The sequence below is a fragment of the Bacillus cereus group sp. N12 genome (assembly GCF_016483575.1).
In the GTDB taxonomy this organism is placed as follows: Bacteria; Bacillota; Bacilli; order Bacillales; family Bacillaceae_G; genus Bacillus_A; species Bacillus_A toyonensis.
Genome location: NZ_JAEHBO010000006.1, coordinates 39,959 through 63,837, shown reverse-complemented (window position 1 = coordinate 63,837; position 23,879 = coordinate 39,959). Strand labels below are relative to the sequence as shown.

The following is a 23,879-nucleotide window of genomic DNA, read 5'->3' as shown; positions in this document are numbered from 1 at the left end:
TATAAAGAACTATTGTGAAAATAACAAAGATTTTTATGTACATGAAAAAATGAGGCTACAACTAGCCTCATTTTCCTTATATTATTAATCCCAAACCTTTCTTATAATACCCATTCATCACATCTTCTGGAACCATGCTCCCACCAGTTCCCCACACAATATGAGTACCTTTTTTCACCGTCTCTGTTAACTGTTGCTTTTGTAAATACTCGTTTTCATTTTTACATACATTCACTGGCCCAACCATACCAGCTAATGCAGAAGGCTCTAAATTAATATTTTCCTTATCAGCCAGTTCTTTTAATAATCTATATAACTCTTCATCACTTACTGTGTAATTTCCACTCAAAAATGGTTCCATCGTTTTACCGACAAATCCAGACGGTCTTCCTACTGCCAGTCCGTCCGCGTCTGTTATATTATCAATCCCGATATCTTGAACGGCGATTTTATCATGAAGTCCTGTCATTAACCCGAGTAACATACATGGAGAATGTGTTGGCTCTGCAAAGAAACAATGGACGTTGTCTTTATACAATAACTTTAAACCAAATGCTACTCCGCCAGGTCCCCCACCTACTCCACACGGAAGATAAACGAATAAAGGATGTTCTTCATCTACTATAATCTCTAACTCTTCTAATTGCTTTTGTAAACGAGATGCTGCTACTGCGTATCCTAAAAATAAATCATGTGAGTTTTCATCATCTACAAAATGACAGCTAGGATCTGCATCTGCTTGCTGACGCCCCTCTTCTACTGCTTTACTATAATCAGCTTCATATTCAATAACATTTACACCTTTATTTCTTAATAAATCTTTTTTCCATTCTTTTGCGTCTGCTGACATATGGACAGTTACGTTAAAACCTAGTTTCGCACTCATAATCCCAATACTTAGCCCTAAATTACCTGTAGAACCTACCGCAATTGAGTATTTTGCAAAAAACTCTCTACATGTATCACTATCTAAAATAGAATAATTATCTTCCTCTGTTAACATTCCATGCTGCAGAGCTAATTGTTCAGCATGTTTCAACACTTCATAAATCCCGCCCCTAGCTTTAATTGATCCTGATATTGGAAGATGACTATCACATTTTAATAGTAATTTTCCTAGTATAGGTTGCCCGTAATTTTTCTCTAAAGACTGTTTCATTGAAGGTATCTTCACTAAAGGCGATTCTATAATACCATTCGTTTCTTGCGTTTCAGGAAAAACTTTCGCAATATATGGTGCAAAACGCTTTAATCTCTCTTCCGCGTCTTTGACATCTTCTTCATTAAGTGATGAAGCTTTTATTGCTGTTTCATACTTTTCTATATTCGGGTTTATCCAAAGTACTTCTTCTGTTGCAATAAGCTTGTTAACTAATGGATACTCTGCTTTTAATACCTCTATTTCCTTCATTCCGTTTCCTCCTCATATCCTTGTAGCTTGCTATACAATAAATTATAATTAATTTAATTTTAATATAGTTTAACATAAAAAATAATTTTAGTTAATTTTAATTTAATTTATTTAAATATAATTTAATAATCGTTAAGGAGAATGTTTTATGGAAAATATAGATATTGGTAAAAAAATTGAAAAGCAAAGAAAAGAAAAAGGTTTAACTAGTAAAGAACTAGCAAATATGGCTGAAATTACACCATCTATGTTAAGTCAAATTGAGCGTGGTTCTGCTAACCCTTCCATTCAAACGTTAAAGGTACTCGCAAAGGCACTGGATGTTCCAACATTTAGTTTTCTGCTTGAAGAAACAAATACTGACGATTTAATCGTGCGCTCTCATAAACGTAAAAAAATGATTATCGATAATTTATCATATGAAATGCTATCACCTGATTTCACAGGTAATTTAGCAACAGCAATTATGACTGTTCCTCCAAATACTTCTTCATCAGATAATGTTCTAGAACATAAAGGTGAAGAATTAGCCTTCGTATTAGACGGAACAATTACATTGTATTTAAATGAAGAAGAGTACACATTAGAAACTGGTGATAGTGTAAAAATACCTGCTTATTTAAAGCATAAATGGGTAAATCAATTCGAGAAAAATGCGATTGTCTTATTTTCTGTTACCCCGCCGATTTTTTAATATATAAAATAAAAATAGCCACGCACGGATACTCTCCGTACATGGCTATTTTTATTTTTTCGGCATGAACAAAATGCCTAAACTAATAACACAAAAACTAAGTATTTGCTGTATTGACAAGCCAAATAGAACCGAATTTTGTTCACTAATAAGCGAAATAACAATATGAGCAGTCCCCTCACAAATTAGAAAAACACTTATATTTTTTCCAGTTCCTAATCTTTCATTTTTCATCCATAACAAACCAATTACACAAAGGGCGAGGATGATCTCGTATACGAAAATTGGATGATATAAAAATGTAGATTCATATATTTTCATTCCCCATGGTAGTGTCGTTTGTACACCTACTTCTCGATGGAATAGAAAATAAAAGATACTGCTCACGCACAATGCAAAAGGCAATGCATCAAGTAAAATACGAAGCGAAAATTGCTCTTTTTTACTTTTCCAAACAATATATGCACTCGCAATTATGCCCCCTATTAAAATGTGCTGCATGCTTCCTACAGCTAGTAATGCTTGCAATGGCGACCTAAAAGCCCATACTGGATTTAAAATTGCCGGTGCAAATTTCCATACAAATACGATAATAAGAAACGCATTTGTTACAGCATCCATCATTTTTTCATACGGTACATTTTGATGCTTCATCTTTCGTTTCATCAGCATAAATCCAAATAGACTTCCAATTATAAGAGATACGGGTTGTAACCTCATGATCCACTCCATCACTGCAAAATCCCCTCTTAACCCTCAATTAATTTTTGAAATTTCTTTTCTAATTGATCTGGAGGTAATACCCCTCGTACATGATCTATTATAATTCCATCTTTATTAACAAAAAATGTCGTTGGTAAAGAAAATACTTTATAATCTAATCCAGCTACTCCATCCATATCTAGAAGAACTGGAAACTCAAATCCATAGCGATCCGCAAATGCAGTTGCTTCTTGTACTGGGTCACTAACAGTTGCATTTACTGCAAAGATTTCAATATCCTTTTTATATTTGTCATAAAAACGAACTAAGTCAGGTGCCTCCATTTCACATGGTCCACACCACGATGCCCAAAAATTAATAATATATGGTTTTCCCTTCGCATCATTTAGCGAATACAACTTTCCATCTAATCCTTTTAATGTTATATTTGGTGCTTTAAATCCTATTTGTGGTAATACTTCTTTCTCTTTTAACTCCGCTTGTTTCGCTTTTCTTTCCTTTTCTTCTTTCTTTGAGTTATAAAAGTTAACACCCGCCCAAACGAGTGCTCCTACTAATATAATAGCAATTAGTTTCTTCACTTTTCTTCCTCCTCATTTTTTAAAATCCTGTAAATCCACCAAATAGGCGAATAAAGAACGCTGTAATTTTCGTCATTTGATTTGTATACAATAAAACACCTGTTACAATCATCATTCCGCCGCCAATTTTCATCATGACATTGGCATATGTAACAATCCACTTTACCTTTCCGATAAAGAATGCCATCACGAAAAATGGAACTGCAAATCCAAGCGTATACGCTGTAATATAAAGAAGTGCCCCTTCAGGATTCGTCGCACCAAGCATGAGTACAGCTGAAAATATCGGCCCAACACATGGCGTCCATCCCGCTGCATATGTCATACCGACTAAAATCGAACGAATATATCCAGTCGATTTACTTCTATACTGCACCTTTTTCTCTGCCATAAGCCACTTTGGCTGAAACAATCCAGTCATAAATAACCCCATCAAAACAATAAAAACCCCACCAATTTGTTGAATCAATTTTTGGTTAGATGAGAATGTTATTCCAATCCAGCTTACCGACAAACCTAACGCATAAAATATAACTGAAAATCCAATCATAAAAAATACGGTATGTATAATCGCTGATTTTTGCATAATCCCACGATTCTCTTTTAAATCTTGAATAGAAACACCTGTAATATAAGATAAATAAGATGGATATAGCGGTAAAGAGCATGGCGATATAAATGACAATACTCCCGCCCCAGCTACAAGCCAAATTGTTAAATCTGCTGCGTTCATTTTATTCCCCCTAAAAACACTACATCGAGTAGTGTTAATTGTTAAAAAAAGAGGCTATATGCACTCTCCGACAATAAGTACAATCGACATACAGAATAAACCTAGTGTTACATATACCGAATTTGTATGTAATGGTATAGTAAGCTTCACAACTTTTTCATTTAACACTTGCTCAATTCGTAAATTTATTGCTGTTTTTGCAAATGAAGCTGTCACACATCGATTTTCCATTGTCTTTATTTTAATTAATTTTAATAACGCGCTACCTAACTCGAATGAGGATTTCATTTTTTGCATCGCATATTTATCTGCTGCTAACTCTTGATACGTATGGTATCGCTGTAGCAGCCCTTTTAGTATCGGGATGTACAACATTCCTTCTGCTAATAACGTAAAACAAAATAATTTTAGTGGATCCCGATTGTTTTGATGATATTCTTCATGAAAAACAATCGCATCAATTTCTTCCTCTGAAAACGTGTGAAGTATCCCTTCTGACATGATAACTTTCGGACGAAATAATCCAATTGTAAATGCTGCAATTTCCTCGGTCGGTAATATATATATTTGTTTTCCTTTTCTAATAAAAGGTACAAGTACTTTGTGTAATTTTTTACTATAGAAAAATTGCCGCCAAATTCTTTTGCACACTATCAGTACAGTAAGTAATAATAATCCAGCTATTATGATACGAATCAACGATAGTTCTTTCATATGTTTTTCTAACTGAAACAAGCAAAACTTTGAAAGAAAGAACGCCTTATTTTGAAAAAGAAATGGATATGTAACGTAATACGTTAACATACAAAAAAAGAGAGTACTAACAATTACTGCTAACAATACGATTTTACGCATTTGCCATTTCATTTTATCGATCCTCTTTTTTTAACTGACTCAATTTATCTTCTAATTTTTTTAGTAAAGTCGGATCAGCCTGCTCTAACTCATCTAACATATGATTTACAACTAAATCTCCAAATTCCCCCATTAATTCCTGCGTCATTTTCTTCGTTTGATTGGATAAGAATTCTTCTTTTGTTTGTACAGCATGATATATGCCACTTCTTCTCACAGTCTGTTTTTCTAAGTGTAGTTTCTCTACTAACCTGTTCATAACTGTCATAACAGTATTAAAGTTCACCGGTGATTCTTCACTTAATTTCTGCTGTACTTCTTTAATGGTAATACCTTCAGTGGACCAAACAATCTCCATTATTTTCGCTTCAAGCGGTCCAAAGAAGTGATTTAACCCTTGCTCATTTAACTTATAATTTTGAGTAAACATAGTATGGCTCCTTTCACACTACAGATTGTAGTACAAATTAAATGAAAGGTCAAACACGAATAGTATAAACTGCTATCCACTAATTATGAACATCCATTCATTGTAAACCTAACTTCTCTCCAAATGTATCAAAGAGATACTGCTCTAATATTTGTACACTAAACTTCTCATTACGCCCAAGTGCAAATAATTCCCGATTTTTCGCTACGATAGTGTCTAACGGAATAGCTACATTATCCACTATTTTTGTAATTTCAATTATATTACTTTTCACATTGACTTCCGTTTTAAATTCAACGTTCTCCAATACTATATGTGAACGTCTTCCTGATGCAAAAAAAGTAAAGTTAGGATTTTTAACGACGCCAATTTCACTCTCTAATGCATATAAATAATGAAAAATTATATCTCTATGTCCATCTTTTATTATTTTTTCATCCTTCTCATCATCTAAGTATTCTTTCAACTTCGTTGTAAATTCAAATCGAAAATCCACTTTTTTCACGCTCCTTTTTTCATTCTATACCGAATAAATATATTAATATAATTTTACCATATTGCAATACAAGTTCCTATAAAAAGTAAAAAATACGTTTGTAAAATCCCTAGTATTTCCGACGCCTTTATAAAATATATACACTAATTCAATATTAATTAATGAGTCGTTATATCCATTTAACCATATTGTTTCCATATTTTGAAACAATAGTATGCAATATTATATATCAATAAACTGTTTCTAATTCATCACTCTATATAGTCATCGTTCCCTTTACTATTCCAATATATTTAAACTGTATTTTCTCTTTATTCATTACATTAGAGAAGGAATGTAACTCTCTTCTATCGAATTTTTACATAACAAAAATGATTAGGTGGTGCTTTACTATGAAATTAGCTGTCATTGGTGGTGGTGATTTACAAGATTTAAATCACTTTCATATTAATGAACGACTTATAGAATTAACAAATAAACAGTACCCAAAAATATTATTCATTCCAACAGCCAGTCATGATGATGAAAGCTATATAAAATTATTTTTAGACACGTTTGAAAACCAATTCCATTGTGATGTACAAATTTTACGTACTATAACCGATACACCTTCTAAGTATGAAATAGATGAGATGATTCATTCAGCCGATTTCATTTACCTTGGTGGTGGAAACTATGTTGAAATGCTTACACAATGGAAAGAACATAAACTAGATGAGAAATTACTATTGGCTCTCGAGCAAGGAACACTCATTGCAGGGTATAGTGCTGGTGCTATGTGTTGGTTCACATCTAGTATTCGATCAGATTATGAAGGTTCTGGTTATGTAGAAAGTAACGGATGGGGGATTGTTAACAAAAGGTTTTGCCCACATTATAATCAATTAAATAGAATGAATGCTTTTCATTCCTTTTTACAAAATCACCAAGGTAATATAGAGGGGATTGCACTAGAAGATGATTGCGCTTTATATATTACAGAAGAATCCTTTGAAATTATCGGTGCACCAGAAAAAGCGTGGGAGTTTTATATGAGTGATAAAAAACTTATTAGACAACATTTTGATATCACTTTAAAAAGCTATTTATAAAGTGATGCTTTAATCAGTGGGGGTTTTCTTCATCCCCACTAATTATTAGCCCTCATCTATCGGGCTTTTGCGGGATAAACATACGCTTCAAAAAATGTCCCTAAGTATAATAACTTAGGGACATTTTCACTATTTAACTAACTAATCGTGTAATTCGTTTCTTCTGCCATGAAAGCTTATAATATGCATACTGTAATATGAGACTAACAATAAATGCTGCTGGGTATCCAATCCATATCCCTTCAATTCCAAGGCTTGTATGGTAAGAAAGATAATATGCTACTGGTACTTCAACTAGCCAAATTGATACAACACCAATAACAGTTGGCCATAATACTGTACCACTCGCTCGCATTGTCGCACTAATAATTTGTGCATGACCGAAAATTAAATAACTCCATAATGTAATCATGACTAAACTATGAGCAATATCAATTGTAGTTTGACTCGTTAAAAATAGTGATAAAATGTCTCTTGAGAACAAGTAAATAAGAGATATTAACATACCACCGATAACATAGTTCATAATAATTCCAGCTTTTACAACTTTCTGCAATCGATCAAATTGATTTGCACCAATTGATTGTGCCGCAAAAATAGAGACTGTAATGCCAAGGCTAACCGCTGGCATTTGTACATAACTGGCAACTTGATTCACGACGCCATAAGCAGCTGTTGCATCCGAACCATAACGATTTACAAACGCGATTACCGCAATTTCTGATAATGAAACTAATATCATATTAATACTCGCTGGAATACCGAGTCGTAGCAATAGCTTTAATAACTCACCATCCATTCGAAGGTATTTCCTTACCGTTCCATCTAGTTGTAGTGGATGATTTTTCTTCTTTAAATACACTAGCATGACAATAAACGTAATAACTGTCGATATAACAGAAGCATATGCTGCTCCATACACATCTAATTTCGGAGCTCCTAACCAGCCAAAAATAAGAATTGGTAATAAGATCATATTTAGCGCTGTACTTACAATTAAAAAGTAAAATGGCGTTTTAGAATCTCCTGTCCCTCTCATAAATGTTGTGTATGCAAAATATAAAAATAATACTGGCATCGATATAAATAAAATTCTTGCATAATGTACACTTTTTTCAATTATATTTTCTGGCGTTCCCATTAGACGCATAATATCCATTGCAAAAATACTGCCTATTATCGCCAATGCAACTCCGATAATAAACGTAAATGTAAGTGTCGTACCAACGATAGCTTTTAAACGATCTTCATTTTTAGCGCCAAACGCCTGACCAATTAAAATAGAACTACCCGACCCAATTCCAATTACGAATGAAACGAGTAGGAAAAATAAAGGAAAGAATGCTGATATAGCTGCTAAATCATTGACACCAAGCCATCTCCCTACTACGACCATACCAAATAATTGTCCAACTGATTGAAGTACATTACTTAATAATAACGGTACTAAAAACATAGACATCGATTTCCAAATCGGTTTACTCTCACTTTCTAACTTATGTGACTCCACACCTTCTTTATTGTTATCTGTAGGTGGTTTCAAATTTCATTTCTCCTTTTATTAAAAATCTTTTTTCCATCTCTATCTCTTTGTATAGTTGTTATAATGATTTGCTTCTATTCATTTTCTTTCCGCATTATTATAACTTCACCCAATATTGACTTCCATCTACTGTTCTATCTAAAAATCCATATTCAATTAAATATCTTCTTAAAGTCACGAAATCTGGATATACATTTTCTAAAATTGTATTCACTTCTTTTTCGGAATACTTTTGATTACTATCAAACTTTTTCACTAAGTGACGTAATATAATTAATTTACGCTTTTGCTTCTTCGGAAATTTAGAAAGCTGTCCATCTAATCCATCTATAAAATGAGTTTTTAATACTTCGTCATTTTCTTCTTCCGTAATATTGTATCGATCATCCACCATCGTTGCTGTTCTATGAATTGGTACAAATTTCGTTTGTACCTTCGATTTTTCTTCTGATAATTCCATTAACGCTAAAAATACTTTTGCTTGCTTCATCTTCTCTCGCAATGTAAAACGATGATTACGAATCGTCGATGTGCTACCGCCGTCCATCTCTTTTACAATTTCTTTATCATTCAGTCCCATATGGAAAAACTGAACCATCTTCTTTTGTAAATCAGTTAAACCAGTAAACTTCTTATCAAGATTTAATAAATAATCAAACATAGACGTATGCTCACTATGCATATGCAATTGGACAAACTTCTCTGCTTCATACAAAACTTGATTATGTTGATAAATAACTCCCTTAATAAACGCTTCTCCACATGCTAAACAAATATACTCCTCTGCTTCCTCATCAAACACATACCCTTTTTTCAATTCCTCTACCGACGCATCCCAAAACTTCTCTGAAATATCGTTCACACTAAACACTCCTTCAAAATGTTTATTAAAAAAACAAACGAATTACAATTACGTTTATTATCACTTCATCATCTTAACATACATAAATCAGACATTTCAATGTTTCGTTTACCTATTTTGCAAACTTTTATAAAATCATCTATAAATCCCTCAAATAACCGCTAACTATAATTTCATTATTATTCCATGGAGAAACTGTAATAACTTAATTAAAGTGATATCCGAAATGAAACAAACCCTCTATTTACCCCTATCAAATATTCCATTTTAACTACAAAAAAGGCGCTTCCTTTTATGGAAGCACCCTTTCATCTTTTATATTTTTTGTAAACAACCTCTACTAAAACTTTACTTGTCTCTATAAATACATGTTTTCGGTTTCCATCCTCAACCATTTTATTTGAACAGCCACTCATAATCATTATACAACTAAATATGACTAGCGCTACATTTCTATTCTTATAAGCCACTTCATGCCACTCCACTATAAAAAAACTTCATTTACATTTATCCTATCAAAAAATTTTACACGAATAACAAACCCAAAAAATATGCAATCTTGCATATTCTCGCGTTTCATTAAGATATTGTGATTTAATTTATTTAAAGAACACTTTTATCGAGGTGACTTACTTGAAATTTAAAGCAAAAAAAAATCCATTTCACATCATTTTCATTATATTATTTATAATTATTTTTTTCATTTCACTATTCTTCCAAAATGAAAATTCTATTTTTTTTACTCTTATGATGCTGTTAAATATCGTGAATCTTTCTTCATTCTATTTTTCACACTATAATATAACGAAATCATCAATTGTTGTAAAACACGGTTTCATACTGCGCACTGAAATTCCATTTGAAGACATTCGTCACATTAAATACTCTGGCAAAAAACTCCGTTCAGAAAAATGGACTCGACAGCAATTAGAAATTGATTACAATTTATTTGATTCCGTGAAAACTTTCGTACCACAAGACGAAGAAAAATTCATTTCACTCTTAAAAGAGAACTGCCCACATATAAAAGTAATCCATTCGACCACTACCAAATAATATTTCAGAACTTACAGTTGTGCAGTTGAAGAAAACATAAAAAGGGATTAAAATTTATATGTGAAAAAAAGCCCAGATTCGAAATTTCGAATCTGGGCTTCTTCTATTATTCTTTTGGAGCGATCATTTTTTTCGGATCTACAATTTCGTCAAATTGCTCTTCTGTTAATAATCCCGATTGCAATGCTGCCTCTTTTAAAGTTAAACCATCTTTATGAGCATGTTTCGCAATTTTCGCTGCATTTTCATACCCAATATGCGGGTTTAATGCTGTAACAAGCATTAATGAACGATTCACGTTTTCGTTAATTACTGCTTCATCCGCTTCAATACCAACTGCACAATTATCATTAAACGAAACAATTGCATCCGCTAATAAGTGCGCTGATTGTAAGAAGTTATAAGCAATAACTGGTTTAAATACGTTTAACTCAAAGTTACCTTGGCTCGCAGCAAACCCGATTGTTGCATCATTTCCCATCACTTGCGCCACAACCATTGTTAACGCTTCACTTTGTGTTGGATTTACTTTACCTGGCATAATCGAGCTTCCTGGCTCATTTGCTGGAATAATAATTTCTCCAAGACCACTACGTGGACCACTTGCAAGCCAACGTACATCGTTAGCAATCTTCATTAAATCAGCCGCTAATGCCTTTAATGCACCATGAGTATATACAACTTCATCATGGCTCGTTAATGCATGGAACTTATTTGGTGCAGAAATAAAGTTCTTACCTGTAAATTGGCTAATTTCCTCAGATACCATATCACCAAATTTAGGATGAGCATTAATACCCGTTCCAACTGCAGTACCACCGATTGCTAACTCTTTCATATATGTATTGCTCTCAGCAATCATACGCTCAGTTTTTTCAAGCATACGGTGCCATCCACTAATTTCTTGTCCCAAAGTTAACGGTGTTGCATCTTGTAAATGTGTACGACCGATTTTTATAATATGTTCAAATGCAGTTGCTTTTTCTGCTAAAGTTTCTTTTAACTTCGTAATTGCTGGTAATACGTGATTTTCTACCGCAATTACACATGCTACATGAAGCGCTGTTGGAAATGTATCGTTTGAACTTTGAGACATGTTCACATCATCATTCGGATGAATATGTACGTCAGATCCCTTTTCTTTCAAAATTTGATTCCCGCGGTTTGCAATTACTTCATTCACATTCATGTTAGATTGTGTACCACTACCCGTTTGCCATACGACAAGTGGAAAATGCTCATTCCATTTCCCTTCAATCACTTCATCAGCAGCTTCCACAATTGCTTTTGCTTTCTCTTCTGATAACTTCCCTAGTTTTTGATTACTAAGGGCCGCACTTTTCTTTAAAATCGCAAATGCTTTTACAATTTCAAGCGGCATTTGCTCTGTTCCAATTGGGAAGTTCTCTTTACTTCTTTGTGTTTGCGCTGCCCATAATTTATCAGCCGGAACTTTTATTTCTCCTAATGTGTCTCTTTCAATTCTGTACTCCATTTTTTCATCCCCTTGAAAATTTAATACCTACATTTCTTATATTAACAGACTTCCCTTCAAATGATAAGAATTCTCACTCATATATATAAATATTTGATATTTATTTTTTAAAATTCCTCTTGACCTAAACTTAAGTTTAGGCTGTATCCTTTTCATTGTGACCTACTAAAAAGATACTGGAGGAATTCAATATGAAAAAATACGCTTTTGTAACAGGTGCAAATAAAGGAATTGGATATGAACTCGTTCGCCAATTAGCAGAGAAAGGCTATCACGTATTTTTAGGTGCTCGCAATGAACAACTTGGTCAAGAAGCTGTGAAATCTTTAAATATTTCCAACGTTTCTTATGTTCAAGTAGATATTTCAAATTCACAATCCATTCAAAAAGCAATGAAAAAAATGTATGAAACGACTGATCACTTAGATTTACTAATCAATAACGCAGGTATAGCACTAGACTTCAATACGCTACCTAGCAAATTAAATATTGAAACTTTACGTCAAGGATTTGAAATTAACTTTTTTGGAACTTTCCAAATGATGCAAGCCTTTTTACCATCATTAAAGAAGTCAAACAACAGCAAAATAATAAATGTAACAACTGACATGGCTTCACAAACAATGTTCGCTAATGGTGAAACACATCCAATTAATGCTTTAGGATATAATTCTTCAAAAACAGCTATTAACGCTTTAACATTAGCTTTTAGCAAAGAATTTGGTACTAACGGTCCAGCAGTTTTCGGGGTAACACCTGGTTTTACAACTACCGACCTTAATGGAAATGCACCTGGTGGCCATACAACCAATGAAAGTGCTAAGATTATTATTAAATATGCATTAAGTGCAACAAATTACAATGGTAAAATATTAAATAAAAACGGAATTATACCCTGGTAACAAGAGGATGAATCACATGTATTATACAATTGGTCAAGTCGCCAAAATGCACCACTTAACTATTTCTCAAATACATTATTACGATCGACAAGGACTGTTCCCTTTTCTTCAAAGAAATGAAAAAGGAGATCGAGTTTTTAACGAAGAAGCACTCAAATATTTAGAGATGATTTTATGTTTAAAAGAAACTGGTATGCCTATTCAAAAAATAAAACAATTTATTGACTGGTCCATGGATGGAGAATCTACTATCCTTCAACGATTAGAATTAATGAAACAACAAAAGATAAATGTTTTACAGCACATTCAAGATACTGAAAAGAACTTAAAAAAGATACAACAAAAAATCACTAAATATGAGCATGAAATAACCTCAATAGCTCAAAATACAAAATAAAAAAATCACCTTCTACAATGTGTAGAAGGTGATTTTTCATTTATGATGCTTGCTTTCCTTTATCCGCATCATCTACATACCAAATGAACTTGCCTGTATATCCGTAAATAACTGCTAAAATTAACGATACAAAACTTAACCACATAAATGGAATATATGATAACGTTGCTACCCCTAAAATACCAGCCATAAAAATACCATTATCCGACCATGGAACCATACCTGAAGTTAACGTTCCACCTACTTCTGAGTTACGTGCTAATACACGACGGTCTATTTTTAGTTTATCATAGCTATCTTCCATAATTTTCGGCGTTAAAATAAGTGATACGTACATCGCACAACCAAATACGTTCGCTAAAAATGCAACGATTAATGTAGACAACGTTACATTACCTGCAGAATTTAATTTCTTCTCAAATTTCGATACGATTACTTTAAGAACACCTAGCTTTTCAAGTAATCCACCAAAACCTAAGCCAAATATAATAACGGCTACTGAGCCAAGCATACCGTTAATTCCACCACGGTTTAATAACTTATCGACAAACTCAACACCAGATTGAATTGAGAATCCATTATAAGCTGTTCCAATTGCCTCTCCAAAGTTCATCCCTTGGAAAAGAGTTGCCCAAATTGCACCGATTAAAGCTCCCATTGCAATTGTTGGCATCGACGGTTTCTTCATTGCTAATAGAACGATAACAATGATCGCTGGAACAAGCATCCATATTTTAATATCAAATTGCTTTAATAAAGCTTCTTTTAAAAACTCTACTCGGTTCAAATCTACATTATCCCCGCCGTACATCCAGCCAGCTACAGTAAACATAATACTAGTAATAATATACGCCGGAACGTCTAATACAAGCATAGCTCGAACGTGAGCAATAACATCTACTTTTGCCATAGAAGCTGCAAGAACTGTACTATCAGAAAGTGGTGATAATTTATCTCCGAAATAAGCTCCTGAAAGAACTGCACCAGCAACAAGCGGAAGTGGTAATCCAAGCCCTTCACCAATCGCCATCATAGCTATACCAGCTGTTCCAACTGTTCCCCATGATGTTCCAGTCGCAATAGATGTTATAGAACAAATAATTAAAGTTGCCAGTAAGAATATGCTTGGGTGGATAAATTCTAATCCATAATAAATTAATGTTGGTACAACCCCACCAGCAATCCATGTTCCAATTAAAGCACCTACTGCAACTAAAATAAGAATAGCTTCTAATCCATTAGAAATTCCTTTTGTAATTGCATCTTGCAATTCTTGATAACGAAATCCTAACCTTAATCCAAGCGCAATAACTAAAAACCATGAAATAAACAGCGCTAATTGAATTGGGAGATCAAAAATCGTTTGGAAGGAAAAGACGACAGCAAGAAATAGCATTAAAAGAACGATAATTTCTGGTATCGATGGTAATCTTACACTTTTCATTTTTTTCTCTCCTTACAAGTCGATAACATGATGTATGTCGTCTTACATGTATGTAGTATACAATTAGCGAAGACAAAACAAAATTTTCATATTATTTCGATTTATTTTTCCAGTATAATATATTGGACACCTTTTCTATTGTAAAAGTAGATGTTACTTTTCGCAATGGAAAATATAAAAAATGTTACATTTTTATTTAGATAGAATAATCTAAGAATAACTTTTTTAATATTTGCCACAATAAGATTTTTTACTATTATCTTCACCTTTTAAGGACTACCATTTTTCTCCCCCAAAAAAGCACACATCATTAAAATGATGCATGCTCCACTTTTATTTATACAAATTTTGTATTTCTTCTTTATTTTTAAGTATCTCCGAAAACTTATCACTACACCCTTTTGGAAATAATACTCCGAGTCCGTATGAATGTCCAAACTGAAAATGAGGGTGCTTCGCCTTGATCTCATCCCAAAACTTATACACGCCAAAATCACCACTTCTCACTTCAATATCATGAAATAATACAATACCGTTTTTGGCGACTTTAGGTAACCACGTTTTATAATCATGAGAAACAGCTTCATACGTATGATAGCCATCAATATGCAAAAGATTTATCGTTTCATCTTGAAACTGATCTATAGCATCATCAAAAGTAGACCGAATTAATTTTCCTATATTAATGTAGTTAGCACTCACAACTTTTTCTACTATTTGAAAAACCCCTTCTCCATATGGACCTGTATGCCCATCTCCAGCCCAAGTATCTACAGCAAAACATTTTGTAGTTAACCCACCATCTTTTACTCCCTGACAAAAACTGAAGAAGGAAGCACCTAGATGTGTACCTAACTCAACTAAAGTTGCTGGTTTTTCAAATCGTACTAAGTCATATGCGAAATTCAAATGCCCACTCCACGCAGATTGTGACCGAATAATAGGACTAAATTTTTCAAAGTCAAACGATGGTTTATGAGTAACCCAGTTCATTGCATATCTCCTTATACACATATTTTTAACAAACCAAATTACTCTTATCTTTATTTTTTTATCGTCATGATTATGATTCTATTTCATGAAAATATAAAGAATTTATTCTTTTCTATTGAGGTAAAGCATCATATACATATGGGTCAGTTGGCTTATTAATTTTCTCGATTTTGTTTACTTTTACAAGTGGAAAGACTGTTCCTTTATATGTCGTTTCATCTAATAATCCTGTTATTTCCACCCATGTTTCTTCTGGAATTTTTTCAACGTTTCGCCCAGTGACAATCATCCCCCAGACTGATGCATCCGCAATACAACAAGTTATGCCATATCGAGCCACTACTGCTTTATTACCCGTCACATCTTTATCCTTATATATAAACCCTAAGAATGTAATTTCTTTCCCTTTAAACCAATTAACATTTTGACCAATTACATTCATTGTTTGAACATAATCCTTATCCTTTACTTGTAGTTTACGCTGTCCTAACATACTTTTTACTACTTGCTCTTCCGTTTCATAAGTCGTTGATAAATTTGATGTTTCTTCTGGATCAACTGATACTTCTCGCCCATCAAAATTAACCTGTTTCCCCTCTTTTTCGTTCCTTTCCAGACTTCTCGCCTGTACACTTTGATTCATACCCCTTTTTCCTGCTAAACTTCCATCAATTGTTACACTTCCAAAGAGAAAAGCACTAACTATCGGAACAACAAATAAAACATATACAAAGAAACTTTTTATCCCTGATTTTGATGTTTTATGATGTTTACAACAATTACAATCATGCTGTTTTTCTCTTCCATCTCCCCAAACTTGTACAGTACCCAAAATTAAAATTACTACAAAAGCTATATACGTAAATTTGATCATTTTTGGAGCGATAAAATTATAAATATTCCCTGTTACAAGTAGTTTAAATAAGAGCATTGCTAAACCAATTAAAATAATGCCACGTATATAGCGATGATACGCCTTCTGCTCCTCTTTCTCCATTCTTTCTCACCTCCTATAACATTATGATTTGCACGATGGTATACACAGATACAATGACAATTCCCATCAAAAAGAATACAAATCTCTTTTGAAAATACGCAAATAGCATTAACGTATTTTTCATATCAAGCATAGGCCCAAACACAAGAAATGCGAGAAGTGCCTTTACCGAGAAAACATGTCCAAAAGATGCCGCTATAAAAGCATCGGCTGCAGAGCAAATTGATAAAACATAACCAAATCCCATCATAATAACGGGAGCAATTACTTCATTATGTGCTACTGCATCCAGTACATTCCGATCAAAAAACGTTTGAAATACACTTGCTAAAAAAGCACCAATCAATAAATACTTACCAGTATCAAAAAACTCATCTACAGTGTGATTCATAACATCTTTCCAACTCTTTTTTTTGCTTGTTTGAACTGAAACCTCTATGTCTTTTAAAACATTTCTTTCGCGATAGCGATAATACACAATTAGACCTATGAATAGAGCAACTAGAATTGTTATCCCAAAGCGTGCATATACAACGTAATCATTTTTTTGAAACGCATATACAGTAGATAAAAGAACAACTGGATTCATAATGGGTGCACTCAGTAAAATAACAATGCCTACATGAAGTGGTAACCCCTTTTGAATGAGCCTTCTTACAATTGGTATAATGACACATTCACACATTGGAAAAAGAACTCCCACAAATACTGCTGGAATCATTGCAACAATCGGAGATTTCGGCAGTATTTTTTGAATCATATCTTCCGTCACAAACACTTGAATAAATGAAGAAACAATTACCCCTAATAAAATAAAGGGGATTGCTTCAAAAATGATACTTAAAAACACCGTATTCACATTCAACCATTCTTGCGACATATTTTTGTGCAAATTTACTAGACTTGTAAAATCTACAAAAAATAATAAAAAGAGAAACATAGCGATAAGAGCTATGCCTATTAATTCTTTTGAAACTCTATTAAAGACCAAGCTTCTCGCCTCCATTTTATTTATTTGTAAACATGCGCTTGTCCAAATGCTTCATACTACAGCATAAAATTTATAGTCTATTTCTATTCTTAAATCGTAATCATTATGATTTATTATTGATTTTTCCTTTCCCATCATTTATTATAAAACGTAATGATTACGATTTGAAGGGGAGATTATTTCATGAAAAAAGTACCTATCACTGTATTAAGTGGTTTTTTAGGATCTGGAAAAACTACCTTACTACATCACATTTTGACTAATAAAAACAACTTAAAAGTAGCTGTTATCGTTAATGATATGAGCGAAGTAAACATTGATGCGTCCCTTATAAAAAAAGGTGGTTTTTCACGCACAGAGGAAAAATTAGTAGAAATTCAAAATGGTTGTATTTGTTGTACACTACGAGAAGATTTAATGATAGAAGTGAATCGTCTTGTTGAAAATGGTGATATTGACTATATAGTTATTGAATCTTCTGGTATAAGTGAGCCTATTCCAGTTGCCCAAACCTTTACTTATACAGATGAAGTTCTTAACATTGATTTAACGAAAAATTGTCACCTCGATACGATGGTTACAGTTGTAGATGCACATAGATTTTGGGATGATTTTGCAGATGGAGAAAGTTTGCTAGACCGAAAACAGGCAATCGATGAAACTGATACTCGGGAAGTTATTGATTTATTAATAGATCAAATTGAGTTTGCAAATATAATTATTCTTAATAAGATAGACCTACTAGAAAAAGAAGATGTGATAGAACTCCATCATTTACTAAAGAAATTAAATCCTAGCGCCAAGGTTATTGAATCTTCATTTAGCAAAGTACCATTGCAAGAAGTTTTAAACACAAATTCATTTAATTATGAAGAGGCCAGTCAATCGGCTGGCTGGATGCAAGAATTAAATAGTGACCATCATACACCTGAAACGGAAGAATACGGTATTCATTCCTTTGTGTACCGTCGTAAATATCCTTTTCATCCTGAACGCCTTATGAATTGGCTAGAAAAATGGCCATTAGATGTTGTAAGAGCGAAAGGATTTTTCTGGCTCGCCTCTCGTAATACTATGATAGGGCTTCTATCACAAGCTGGTTCCTCTATTACAATTCAAGGTGCTGGTGAATGGATAGCGGCATTACCTGAGGCTGAAAAAAATCAAATCATTACAGAAGAACCAGAAGTATTGAAAAACTGGGATGAACAATATGGAGATCGAATAACTGAACTCGTATTTATCGGAATTGACATGGATCGTTCTTTAATTGAACAATCATTAGATAGTTGTCTATTAACAGAAAAAGAAATGAAACAAGATTGGAATAGCTTTGTTGATCCTATTCCAGCTTTTACTTATACTTCATAACAAAGTGAAAAAAGGCTTCCGTAGCATGGAGCCTTTTTTCACTTTGTAGTACTCTTATTTAACATATTTGCTTTCATAAGAAACACCATTGTACCGAAAACAATTAAGGTAGCATATACGACACCAACTACATCACCTATTTTTTCTAAGCCAAACGGTAATAGTATAGTAGCAACTCCGACTATATAGGAAAATACTCCTGAAAGCTTCGCTAATTTATTTTTATCTCCAACAAACGTTTCTTCTTGATATCCTGCCAGCAAAAACAATCTCTTTTTCACATATATTTGATACCCTAAAAAAATGATAAGTAATCCAACAAATAAACAAACCAAAAATCCTGCTAGCATTTCAATACCACCCTCTCTACAATATTTTACCACGTACAAAAAAAATTTCGTCTCCATTATTAATAACTTTTCATTTAATTAGAAGTTTCAGTTTATTGATGCTCTTTTTTGTGATATATTGCATATTGTATCCAATATATATTTTTGGAAGGAGGATTATATGTCTTATGGATCCAAATCGATTAAAAGGAATTATAATGGTCATAATCGGTGCTTGTTTATGGGGCTTGTCCGGAACAGCTGCGCAACAACTTTTTCAATATGAAAATGTTTCAACCGAATGGTTAGTTACGATCCGTTTGCTTATATCTGGGGTTATTCTACTCATTATTTCATCATTCGGAACGAGAAAAAAAGAGATTTTTACCATCTGGAAGCAAAAATCCGACGCTAGTAAAATGATTTTGTTCGGTCTTTTCGGCATGCTTGCTGTACAGTATACGTACTTCGCCTCTATTAAAGAAGGAAACGCTGCTGTTGCAACTTTGTTACAATATTTAGCCCCTATATTTATCACTGTATACTTACTTTTCAAATGGAACGTTCGTCCATCAAAAATTGATTATATTTCAATTACACTCTCATTAGTAGGGACTTTTCTCTTATTAACAAACGGGTCTATGCATAACTTAGCTGTATCTACTCCAGCTATCGTTTGGGGCATTTTATCTGGACTATCTCTTGCATTTTATAGTTTGTATTCAAAAAAATTGTTAGAAAAGTGGTCTTCATCTGTTATCGTTGGCTGGGGTATGATTATTGGGGGTATTGGTGTAACGATTTTACACTTTGTTTCCACAAACGAATTCATTTTATTATCCACTATAAAGTATGTAAAACTAAGTACCCTCCCGCTCATTACATTTGTAGTCATTTTCGGGACACTCATAGCATTTTATTTATACTTAGATAGTATAAGATACCTTACGCCGAAAGAAACAACGTTATTTGGTTGTACAGAGCCGCTCGCAGCTATTATTTCTTCCGTACTTATTTTGCACGTACCGTTTCAATCTTTTCAGTTATTAGGTGCTTTTTGTGTCATTGTAATGGTGCTTATATTAAGCCAAAAGCCGGATGAAGGAAAAACGAAGCTAAAACTTATGAGTAGAAAAAAACAAAACATACAATGAAAGGATTGAATTATTTATGCCTGTCCCTCAAAATTATAAAAAACCTGGAAGAGTTTCCGCAAAGTCACTCGTTTTAACCCAACTACAAGATTGGATTATAGAAGGTGTATTACAACCAGATGAAAAAATTAATGATGGGGAATTGGCGGAAGCACTAGGTGTAAGCAGAACACCAGTTAGAGAAGCTTTACAAATTTTAGAGCTTTCTGGGCTAGTAGAAATGATTCCCGGTCAAAAAACGAAAATTGCTCCTATTAAATTAGAAGACGTATCTATCATTTATGAGACGCTGGCCGGTCTTCACTCAATTATAGGAAAACAAGCACTTCAAAAAGTTACAGATTCTGATATTAAACTACTTTCCGAGATAAATGATACTTTTCAACAATCTATACATGAAAAAGATTCAAAAAAAGCTTTAAAACTAGATATACAATTTCACAATACAATTACTTCTATTGCTAAAAACCGATATATTGAACCTTTTCTAGAAAATATGCAGCTTCACGTTTTACGACTTGAATATTTGTTTTTCCAAAACTTTGTGCCTGCAAGTCAATCTATTAAAGAACATCACTCTATCATTCAAGCACTTCAAAAGCAGGACGAAAAACAAATGGAACAAATGATGGCTCAAAACTGGCTCCGTCCCATGAAAGAAATACAAAAAATGATTTCTATGAAAGAATAAGAAAGCTGGTTACACAAAAGTGTAACCAGCTCCCTCTTTACTAATCTATATGCTATGCCTGAATATTCGCGTAATCTTCAATATCTTCGTACTCTTTTTCTAATTCCTCTAAAGATAGCTCGTATAATTGTCTGTCGCGAATCTTAAACACCCCTGCTCCAATTAACTCATCAATTAAATGCCTCTTACGATTTTCAACAGCAAAACGGAGTTGACTACTCATCTTTAAAAAAACTCCTTTCTACGATCATTGAAAATGATAATCTTTATCAATTACCACTTTTGATTATAAAAGATGATTCTTAATAAGTAAAGTAATCTTATGAAATATTTACCTTACAAAGTATTTGTGGCCACATTATATATATGTATGCCCTGCGAAAAATGTTATGACACTTTTTCTGATCCTTTTTCTTTCATACTTTGCAAGTTGTCTCGCTATGATAAAACTCACCTTCTATTTCTACTTGGATGGTGACATGTTCTACATGAAACTTCTCCTTTAATACATCCATAGCCTCTTTTAATACACTTTGCGTTTCATTACCTTTTATAATCAGGTGGCAAGTTAATACTTGAAAATCCGATGTGACAGACCATATGTGCAAATCATGAACTTCTTTTACAACCGCAATCGTTAATAATGTATTTTTCACCTCATCCATATCTATGTGCTGCGGTGCACCTTCCATTAATATATGGACTGTATCACGTGTTACACGCCACCCACTAATAATGACTAAAATAGACACAAGAATACTAGCAATTGCGTCTGCAACATTCCATCCGAAAAATTTAATAAGTAACGCAGCAATAATCGCTCCAACTGATCCTAATAGATCACCTAGTACGTGTAAGAAAGCACTTCTTAAGTTCAAATTACCTTTCACATCTCCGCCTCTCATTAATATCCAAGCTGATAAAATATTAATAAGCAAACCAAGTACAGCAATAATGAGCATCCCATTACTAGCAATCTCAACTGGTTCTTTAAAACGACGAATTGCTTCAATAAAAATGTATATAGAAATGACGATAAGAACGACACCGTTACATAATGCCGCTAACATTTCGACGCGCTTATACCCGTATGTTTTTGCAGTCGTCGCTGCTTTTTCTCCAAGCTTAAACGCAAGTAAACTTAAAGCCAAGGATACTGCATCACTTAACATATGCCCCGCGTCAGATAATAGTGCTAAACTATTTGTTACAAATCCGCCAATAACTTCAGCAACCATAAAGCTTGTTGTTAGTAAGAATGCAAGTAGTAACGCCTTTTTATTTTTAGAATGCCCGTGATCATGTGAATGTCCCATACTTATACTCCTTTAAGTGCCATATCTGTATGTTAGTATGAAACAAACTCCCCATCTTTATCCCGAATTGACCGCCCGTAAACCCCGCTTCCTCTGTATACACACTTCGCTACTTTTTAAACAATCCCTTTTTCTCAAATAAAAACAAGACTACTTCTTTTTTATTTTCATATTGTTTACTATTGAAAGAAATCTTAAGGAGGTTACGAAAATGAAACGTTTATTTCTCTGTATGGAGCGTGAACTTGTTGTAGTGAAAGAACAAGATGGTAACTACGAAACGACTTGTCACTTGCAAAATATGCAACCTACCTGTATTGCCGTTGATCCATTCCAACAAAATCGCATATATTGCGGAACATTTGGACGAGGTTTATGGTTAAGCGACGATGGCGGAGATTCGTGGAGACCAATTGGGGATTCCTATCGTTACTTTGATTTCCCTAAAGATGATGGTATTTTACACTCCTCTATCACTTCTATAACGATAAGCCCTAATGAACAAGTTAGCGGATATGGAGTCGTTTATGTAGGGACTGAACCGAGCGCTTTATTCCGTTCAGAAAACGGTGGTGAAACGTGGACGGAACTTAAAAATATGAAATCATTATTATCTTCTTATACGTGGGCTTTCCCGCCTAGACCTTTTACTCATCACGTACGCTGGATTACAGTTGATCCAAACAATCCCAATACAATTCACGTTTCAATCGAAGCTGGTGCTGTAATTCAAAGTAACGATAAAGGGCATACATGGATTGATAAAAAATTCGGTGCTCCTATCGACGCCCATCAATTACTCATGCACCCCGAAGCCCCCAATCGCCTTTATGCATCATGTGGTGACGGATTTATGGGCGGACCTGATCGTGCCTATCTTGAAAGTTATAACAGTGGAAATAGCTGGATCTCATGTAGTGAAGGACTTGAGCATCATTATTTATACAGCATGGCTATCGATCCAGCTGATTGCGATACTGTTCTCGTTTCTGCTGCGCCAAGTGCCGATCTCGCTCATCACCGTATTCCTTATGAATCTTATATATATCAAAAAACGAAAGATACTCCTTTTGAGCAAGTACAGCAAGGACTGCCGTCTGCAATCGGTACAGTCATTTCGATGTTTGCGACAAATCCAGCAGAACCACATACGTTTTACACTTTAAATAACAATGGCGTCTTTCAATCCAATGATAGCGGCGAATCGTGGGAACAACTAAACATTCCGTGGAAAGATGAGTATAAAACGCAGCATCCGCATGCTTTACTCGTAACTAGTTTTTAACGAAAAAGAGACTGCCTAATGTTTTTAGGCAGTCTCTCT

Annotated in this window: 26 protein-coding genes; 9 read left to right on the top strand and 17 right to left on the bottom strand. The window is 33.8% G+C overall.

Annotation, left to right across the window (positions count from 1 at the left end; translation table 11 throughout):
• Positions 1–76 precede the first annotated feature (76 nt).
• Complete coding sequence (locus JDS92_RS05245; RefSeq protein ID WP_199631606.1) at positions 77–1,411, bottom strand: D-serine ammonia-lyase; 1,335 nt, start codon at positions 1,409–1,411, stop codon at positions 77–79.
• Positions 1,412–1,559: 148 nt separating this feature from the next.
• On the opposite strand from JDS92_RS05245, the gene JDS92_RS05240 reads away from it, so the two are divergent.
• Positions 1,560–2,105, top strand: a complete 546-nt coding sequence (locus JDS92_RS05240) for a helix-turn-helix domain-containing protein (protein WP_098912052.1) — start codon at positions 1,560–1,562, stop codon at positions 2,103–2,105.
• A 51-nt stretch (positions 2,106–2,156) separates the two neighbouring features.
• On the opposite strand, the gene JDS92_RS05235 is transcribed toward JDS92_RS05240, so the two are convergent.
• The 6 genes from JDS92_RS05235 to JDS92_RS05210 all read right to left on the bottom strand — a co-directional run bounded on the left by JDS92_RS05235 (position 2,157) and on the right by JDS92_RS05210 (position 5,923).
• On the bottom strand, positions 2,157–2,837 hold the full coding sequence (locus JDS92_RS05235; RefSeq protein ID WP_087970120.1) for a prolipoprotein diacylglyceryl transferase family protein: 681 nt from the start codon (positions 2,835–2,837) through the stop codon (positions 2,157–2,159).
• 17 nt (positions 2,838–2,854) lie between these two features.
• Complete coding sequence (locus tag JDS92_RS05230; protein WP_098912053.1) at positions 2,855–3,409, bottom strand: TlpA family protein disulfide reductase; 555 nt, start codon at positions 3,407–3,409, stop codon at positions 2,855–2,857.
• A 19-nt stretch (positions 3,410–3,428) separates the two neighbouring features.
• Entirely contained in the window at positions 3,429–4,142 is a 714-nt protein-coding gene (gene ccdA, locus JDS92_RS05225; RefSeq protein WP_000990445.1) for a cytochrome c-type biogenesis protein CcdA, read from the bottom strand.
• A gap of 54 nt (positions 4,143–4,196) precedes the next feature.
• Complete coding sequence (locus JDS92_RS05220) at positions 4,197–5,009, bottom strand: M56 family metallopeptidase (protein WP_087970121.1); 813 nt, start codon at positions 5,007–5,009, stop codon at positions 4,197–4,199.
• A 1-nt stretch (position 5,010) separates the two neighbouring features.
• Positions 5,011–5,427 carry a BlaI/MecI/CopY family transcriptional regulator gene (locus tag JDS92_RS05215; protein WP_000495072.1) on the bottom strand — a complete coding sequence of 139 codons (417 nt, stop codon included), beginning with the start codon at positions 5,425–5,427 and terminating at the stop codon, positions 5,011–5,013.
• Between the two features lie 97 nt (positions 5,428–5,524).
• Positions 5,525–5,923: a DUF3942 family protein gene (locus tag JDS92_RS05210; protein WP_140158541.1), complete on the bottom strand. Its 399-nt coding sequence runs from the start codon at positions 5,921–5,923 to the stop codon at positions 5,525–5,527.
• Between the two features lie 392 nt (positions 5,924–6,315).
• On the opposite strand from JDS92_RS05210, the gene JDS92_RS05205 reads away from it, so the two are divergent.
• Positions 6,316–7,014: a peptidase E gene (locus JDS92_RS05205; protein ID WP_087970123.1), complete on the top strand. Its 699-nt coding sequence runs from the start codon at positions 6,316–6,318 to the stop codon at positions 7,012–7,014.
• Positions 7,015–7,147: 133 nt separating this feature from the next.
• Here JDS92_RS05205 and JDS92_RS05200 read toward each other — a convergent pair whose 3' ends face one another.
• On the bottom strand, positions 7,148–8,557 hold the full coding sequence (locus JDS92_RS05200) for an MATE family efflux transporter (RefSeq protein ID WP_199631605.1): 1,410 nt from the start codon (positions 8,555–8,557) through the stop codon (positions 7,148–7,150).
• Between the two features lie 97 nt (positions 8,558–8,654).
• Positions 8,655–9,419 carry a DUF2087 domain-containing protein gene (locus JDS92_RS05195; protein WP_199631604.1) on the bottom strand — a complete coding sequence of 255 codons (765 nt, stop codon included), beginning with the start codon at positions 9,417–9,419 and terminating at the stop codon, positions 8,655–8,657.
• Positions 9,420–10,052: 633 nt separating this feature from the next.
• Here JDS92_RS05195 and JDS92_RS05190 point away from each other — a divergent pair.
• Entirely contained in the window at positions 10,053–10,475 is a 423-nt protein-coding gene (locus tag JDS92_RS05190) for a PH domain-containing protein (protein ID WP_000669050.1), read from the top strand.
• Between the two features lie 106 nt (positions 10,476–10,581).
• Here the strand turns inward: JDS92_RS05190 and fumC are convergent, their stop codons facing one another.
• Positions 10,582–11,970: a class II fumarate hydratase gene (gene fumC / locus JDS92_RS05185; protein ID WP_000456621.1), complete on the bottom strand. Its 1,389-nt coding sequence runs from the start codon at positions 11,968–11,970 to the stop codon at positions 10,582–10,584.
• 191 nt (positions 11,971–12,161) lie between these two features.
• Between fumC and JDS92_RS05180 the strand changes: the two genes are divergently transcribed.
• Together JDS92_RS05180 and JDS92_RS05175 are read left to right on the top strand one after the other, a co-directional pair.
• Entirely contained in the window at positions 12,162–12,872 is a 711-nt protein-coding gene (locus JDS92_RS05180; protein ID WP_000759568.1) for an SDR family NAD(P)-dependent oxidoreductase, read from the top strand.
• 16 nt (positions 12,873–12,888) lie between these two features.
• Positions 12,889–13,269 (top strand): MerR family transcriptional regulator, encoded by a 381-nt coding sequence (locus JDS92_RS05175; protein ID WP_000291852.1) that lies wholly within the window; start codon positions 12,889–12,891, stop codon positions 13,267–13,269.
• A gap of 40 nt (positions 13,270–13,309) precedes the next feature.
• On the opposite strand, the gene nhaC is transcribed toward JDS92_RS05175, so the two are convergent.
• The 4 genes from nhaC to JDS92_RS05155 form a co-directional block, all read right to left on the bottom strand.
• Positions 13,310–14,713: a Na+/H+ antiporter NhaC gene (nhaC, locus tag JDS92_RS05170; protein ID WP_000843970.1), complete on the bottom strand. Its 1,404-nt coding sequence runs from the start codon at positions 14,711–14,713 to the stop codon at positions 13,310–13,312.
• Between the two features lie 333 nt (positions 14,714–15,046).
• Complete coding sequence (locus JDS92_RS05165) at positions 15,047–15,706, bottom strand: class I SAM-dependent methyltransferase (protein ID WP_001104661.1); 660 nt, start codon at positions 15,704–15,706, stop codon at positions 15,047–15,049.
• Between the two features lie 112 nt (positions 15,707–15,818).
• Positions 15,819–16,703: a TIGR03943 family putative permease subunit gene (locus tag JDS92_RS05160; RefSeq protein WP_097957143.1), complete on the bottom strand. Its 885-nt coding sequence runs from the start codon at positions 16,701–16,703 to the stop codon at positions 15,819–15,821.
• A 13-nt stretch (positions 16,704–16,716) separates the two neighbouring features.
• A complete protein-coding gene (locus tag JDS92_RS05155; protein ID WP_199631603.1) occupies positions 16,717–17,709 on the bottom strand; it encodes a permease in 993 nt (330 codons plus the stop codon).
• 168 nt (positions 17,710–17,877) lie between these two features.
• Between JDS92_RS05155 and JDS92_RS05150 the strand changes: the two genes are divergently transcribed.
• Positions 17,878–19,065, top strand: coding sequence for a GTP-binding protein (locus JDS92_RS05150; RefSeq protein WP_016108134.1), 1,188 nt, complete (start codon positions 17,878–17,880; stop codon positions 19,063–19,065).
• Positions 19,066–19,103: 38 nt separating this feature from the next.
• Here the strand turns inward: JDS92_RS05150 and JDS92_RS05145 are convergent, their stop codons facing one another.
• On the bottom strand, positions 19,104–19,415 hold the full coding sequence (locus JDS92_RS05145) for a DUF3784 domain-containing protein (RefSeq protein ID WP_097957139.1): 312 nt from the start codon (positions 19,413–19,415) through the stop codon (positions 19,104–19,106).
• Between the two features lie 167 nt (positions 19,416–19,582).
• Between JDS92_RS05145 and JDS92_RS05140 the strand changes: the two genes are divergently transcribed.
• Entirely contained in the window at positions 19,583–20,548 is a 966-nt protein-coding gene (locus tag JDS92_RS05140) for a DMT family transporter (RefSeq protein WP_199631602.1), read from the top strand.
• Between the two features lie 16 nt (positions 20,549–20,564).
• Positions 20,565–21,239, top strand: coding sequence for a GntR family transcriptional regulator (locus JDS92_RS05135; RefSeq protein WP_199631601.1), 675 nt, complete (start codon positions 20,565–20,567; stop codon positions 21,237–21,239).
• A 52-nt stretch (positions 21,240–21,291) separates the two neighbouring features.
• Here JDS92_RS05135 and fbpA read toward each other — a convergent pair whose 3' ends face one another.
• Both fbpA and JDS92_RS05125 read right to left on the bottom strand, forming a co-directional pair.
• A complete protein-coding gene (gene fbpA / locus JDS92_RS05130) occupies positions 21,292–21,462 on the bottom strand; it encodes a Fur-regulated basic protein FbpA (protein ID WP_000098300.1) in 171 nt (56 codons plus the stop codon).
• A 193-nt stretch (positions 21,463–21,655) separates the two neighbouring features.
• Complete coding sequence (locus JDS92_RS05125; protein WP_199631600.1) at positions 21,656–22,555, bottom strand: cation diffusion facilitator family transporter; 900 nt, start codon at positions 22,553–22,555, stop codon at positions 21,656–21,658.
• Between the two features lie 211 nt (positions 22,556–22,766).
• On the opposite strand from JDS92_RS05125, the gene JDS92_RS05120 reads away from it, so the two are divergent.
• Positions 22,767–23,840, top strand: a complete 1,074-nt coding sequence (locus tag JDS92_RS05120; RefSeq protein ID WP_199631599.1) for a WD40/YVTN/BNR-like repeat-containing protein — start codon at positions 22,767–22,769, stop codon at positions 23,838–23,840.
• Positions 23,841–23,879: the final 39 nt, after the last annotated feature.

Coding starts and splice junctions, on each gene's coding strand:
- JDS92_RS05245 (WP_199631606.1), bottom strand. CDS start 1,411: ATGAAGGAAATAGAGGTATTAAAAGCAGAGTATCCATTAGTTAACAAG.
- JDS92_RS05240 (WP_098912052.1), top strand. CDS start 1,560: ATGGAAAATATAGATATTGGTAAAAAAATTGAAAAGCAAAGAAAAGAA.
- JDS92_RS05235 (WP_087970120.1), bottom strand. CDS start 2,837: ATGGAGTGGATCATGAGGTTACAACCCGTATCTCTTATAATTGGAAGT.
- ccdA (WP_000990445.1), bottom strand. CDS start 4,142: ATGAACGCAGCAGATTTAACAATTTGGCTTGTAGCTGGGGCGGGAGTA.
- JDS92_RS05220 (WP_087970121.1), bottom strand. CDS start 5,009: ATGAAATGGCAAATGCGTAAAATCGTATTGTTAGCAGTAATTGTTAGT.
- JDS92_RS05215 (WP_000495072.1), bottom strand. CDS start 5,427: ATGTTTACTCAAAATTATAAGTTAAATGAGCAAGGGTTAAATCACTTC.
- JDS92_RS05205 (WP_087970123.1), top strand. CDS start 6,316: ATGAAATTAGCTGTCATTGGTGGTGGTGATTTACAAGATTTAAATCAC.
- fumC (WP_000456621.1), bottom strand. CDS start 11,970: ATGGAGTACAGAATTGAAAGAGACACATTAGGAGAAATAAAAGTTCCG.
- JDS92_RS05180 (WP_000759568.1), top strand. CDS start 12,162: ATGAAAAAATACGCTTTTGTAACAGGTGCAAATAAAGGAATTGGATAT.
- JDS92_RS05175 (WP_000291852.1), top strand. CDS start 12,889: ATGTATTATACAATTGGTCAAGTCGCCAAAATGCACCACTTAACTATT.
- nhaC (WP_000843970.1), bottom strand. CDS start 14,713: ATGAAAAGTGTAAGATTACCATCGATACCAGAAATTATCGTTCTTTTA.
- JDS92_RS05165 (WP_001104661.1), bottom strand. CDS start 15,706: ATGAACTGGGTTACTCATAAACCATCGTTTGACTTTGAAAAATTTAGT.
- JDS92_RS05160 (WP_097957143.1), bottom strand. CDS start 16,703: ATGGAGAAAGAGGAGCAGAAGGCGTATCATCGCTATATACGTGGCATT.
- JDS92_RS05155 (WP_199631603.1), bottom strand. CDS start 17,709: ATGGAGGCGAGAAGCTTGGTCTTTAATAGAGTTTCAAAAGAATTAATA.
- JDS92_RS05150 (WP_016108134.1), top strand. CDS start 17,878: ATGAAAAAAGTACCTATCACTGTATTAAGTGGTTTTTTAGGATCTGGA.
- JDS92_RS05145 (WP_097957139.1), bottom strand. CDS start 19,415: ATGCTAGCAGGATTTTTGGTTTGTTTATTTGTTGGATTACTTATCATT.
- JDS92_RS05140 (WP_199631602.1), top strand. CDS start 19,583: ATGGATCCAAATCGATTAAAAGGAATTATAATGGTCATAATCGGTGCT.
- JDS92_RS05135 (WP_199631601.1), top strand. CDS start 20,565: ATGCCTGTCCCTCAAAATTATAAAAAACCTGGAAGAGTTTCCGCAAAG.
- fbpA (WP_000098300.1), bottom strand. CDS start 21,462: ATGAGTAGTCAACTCCGTTTTGCTGTTGAAAATCGTAAGAGGCATTTA.
- JDS92_RS05125 (WP_199631600.1), bottom strand. CDS start 22,555: ATGGGACATTCACATGATCACGGGCATTCTAAAAATAAAAAGGCGTTA.
- JDS92_RS05120 (WP_199631599.1), top strand. CDS start 22,767: ATGAAACGTTTATTTCTCTGTATGGAGCGTGAACTTGTTGTAGTGAAA.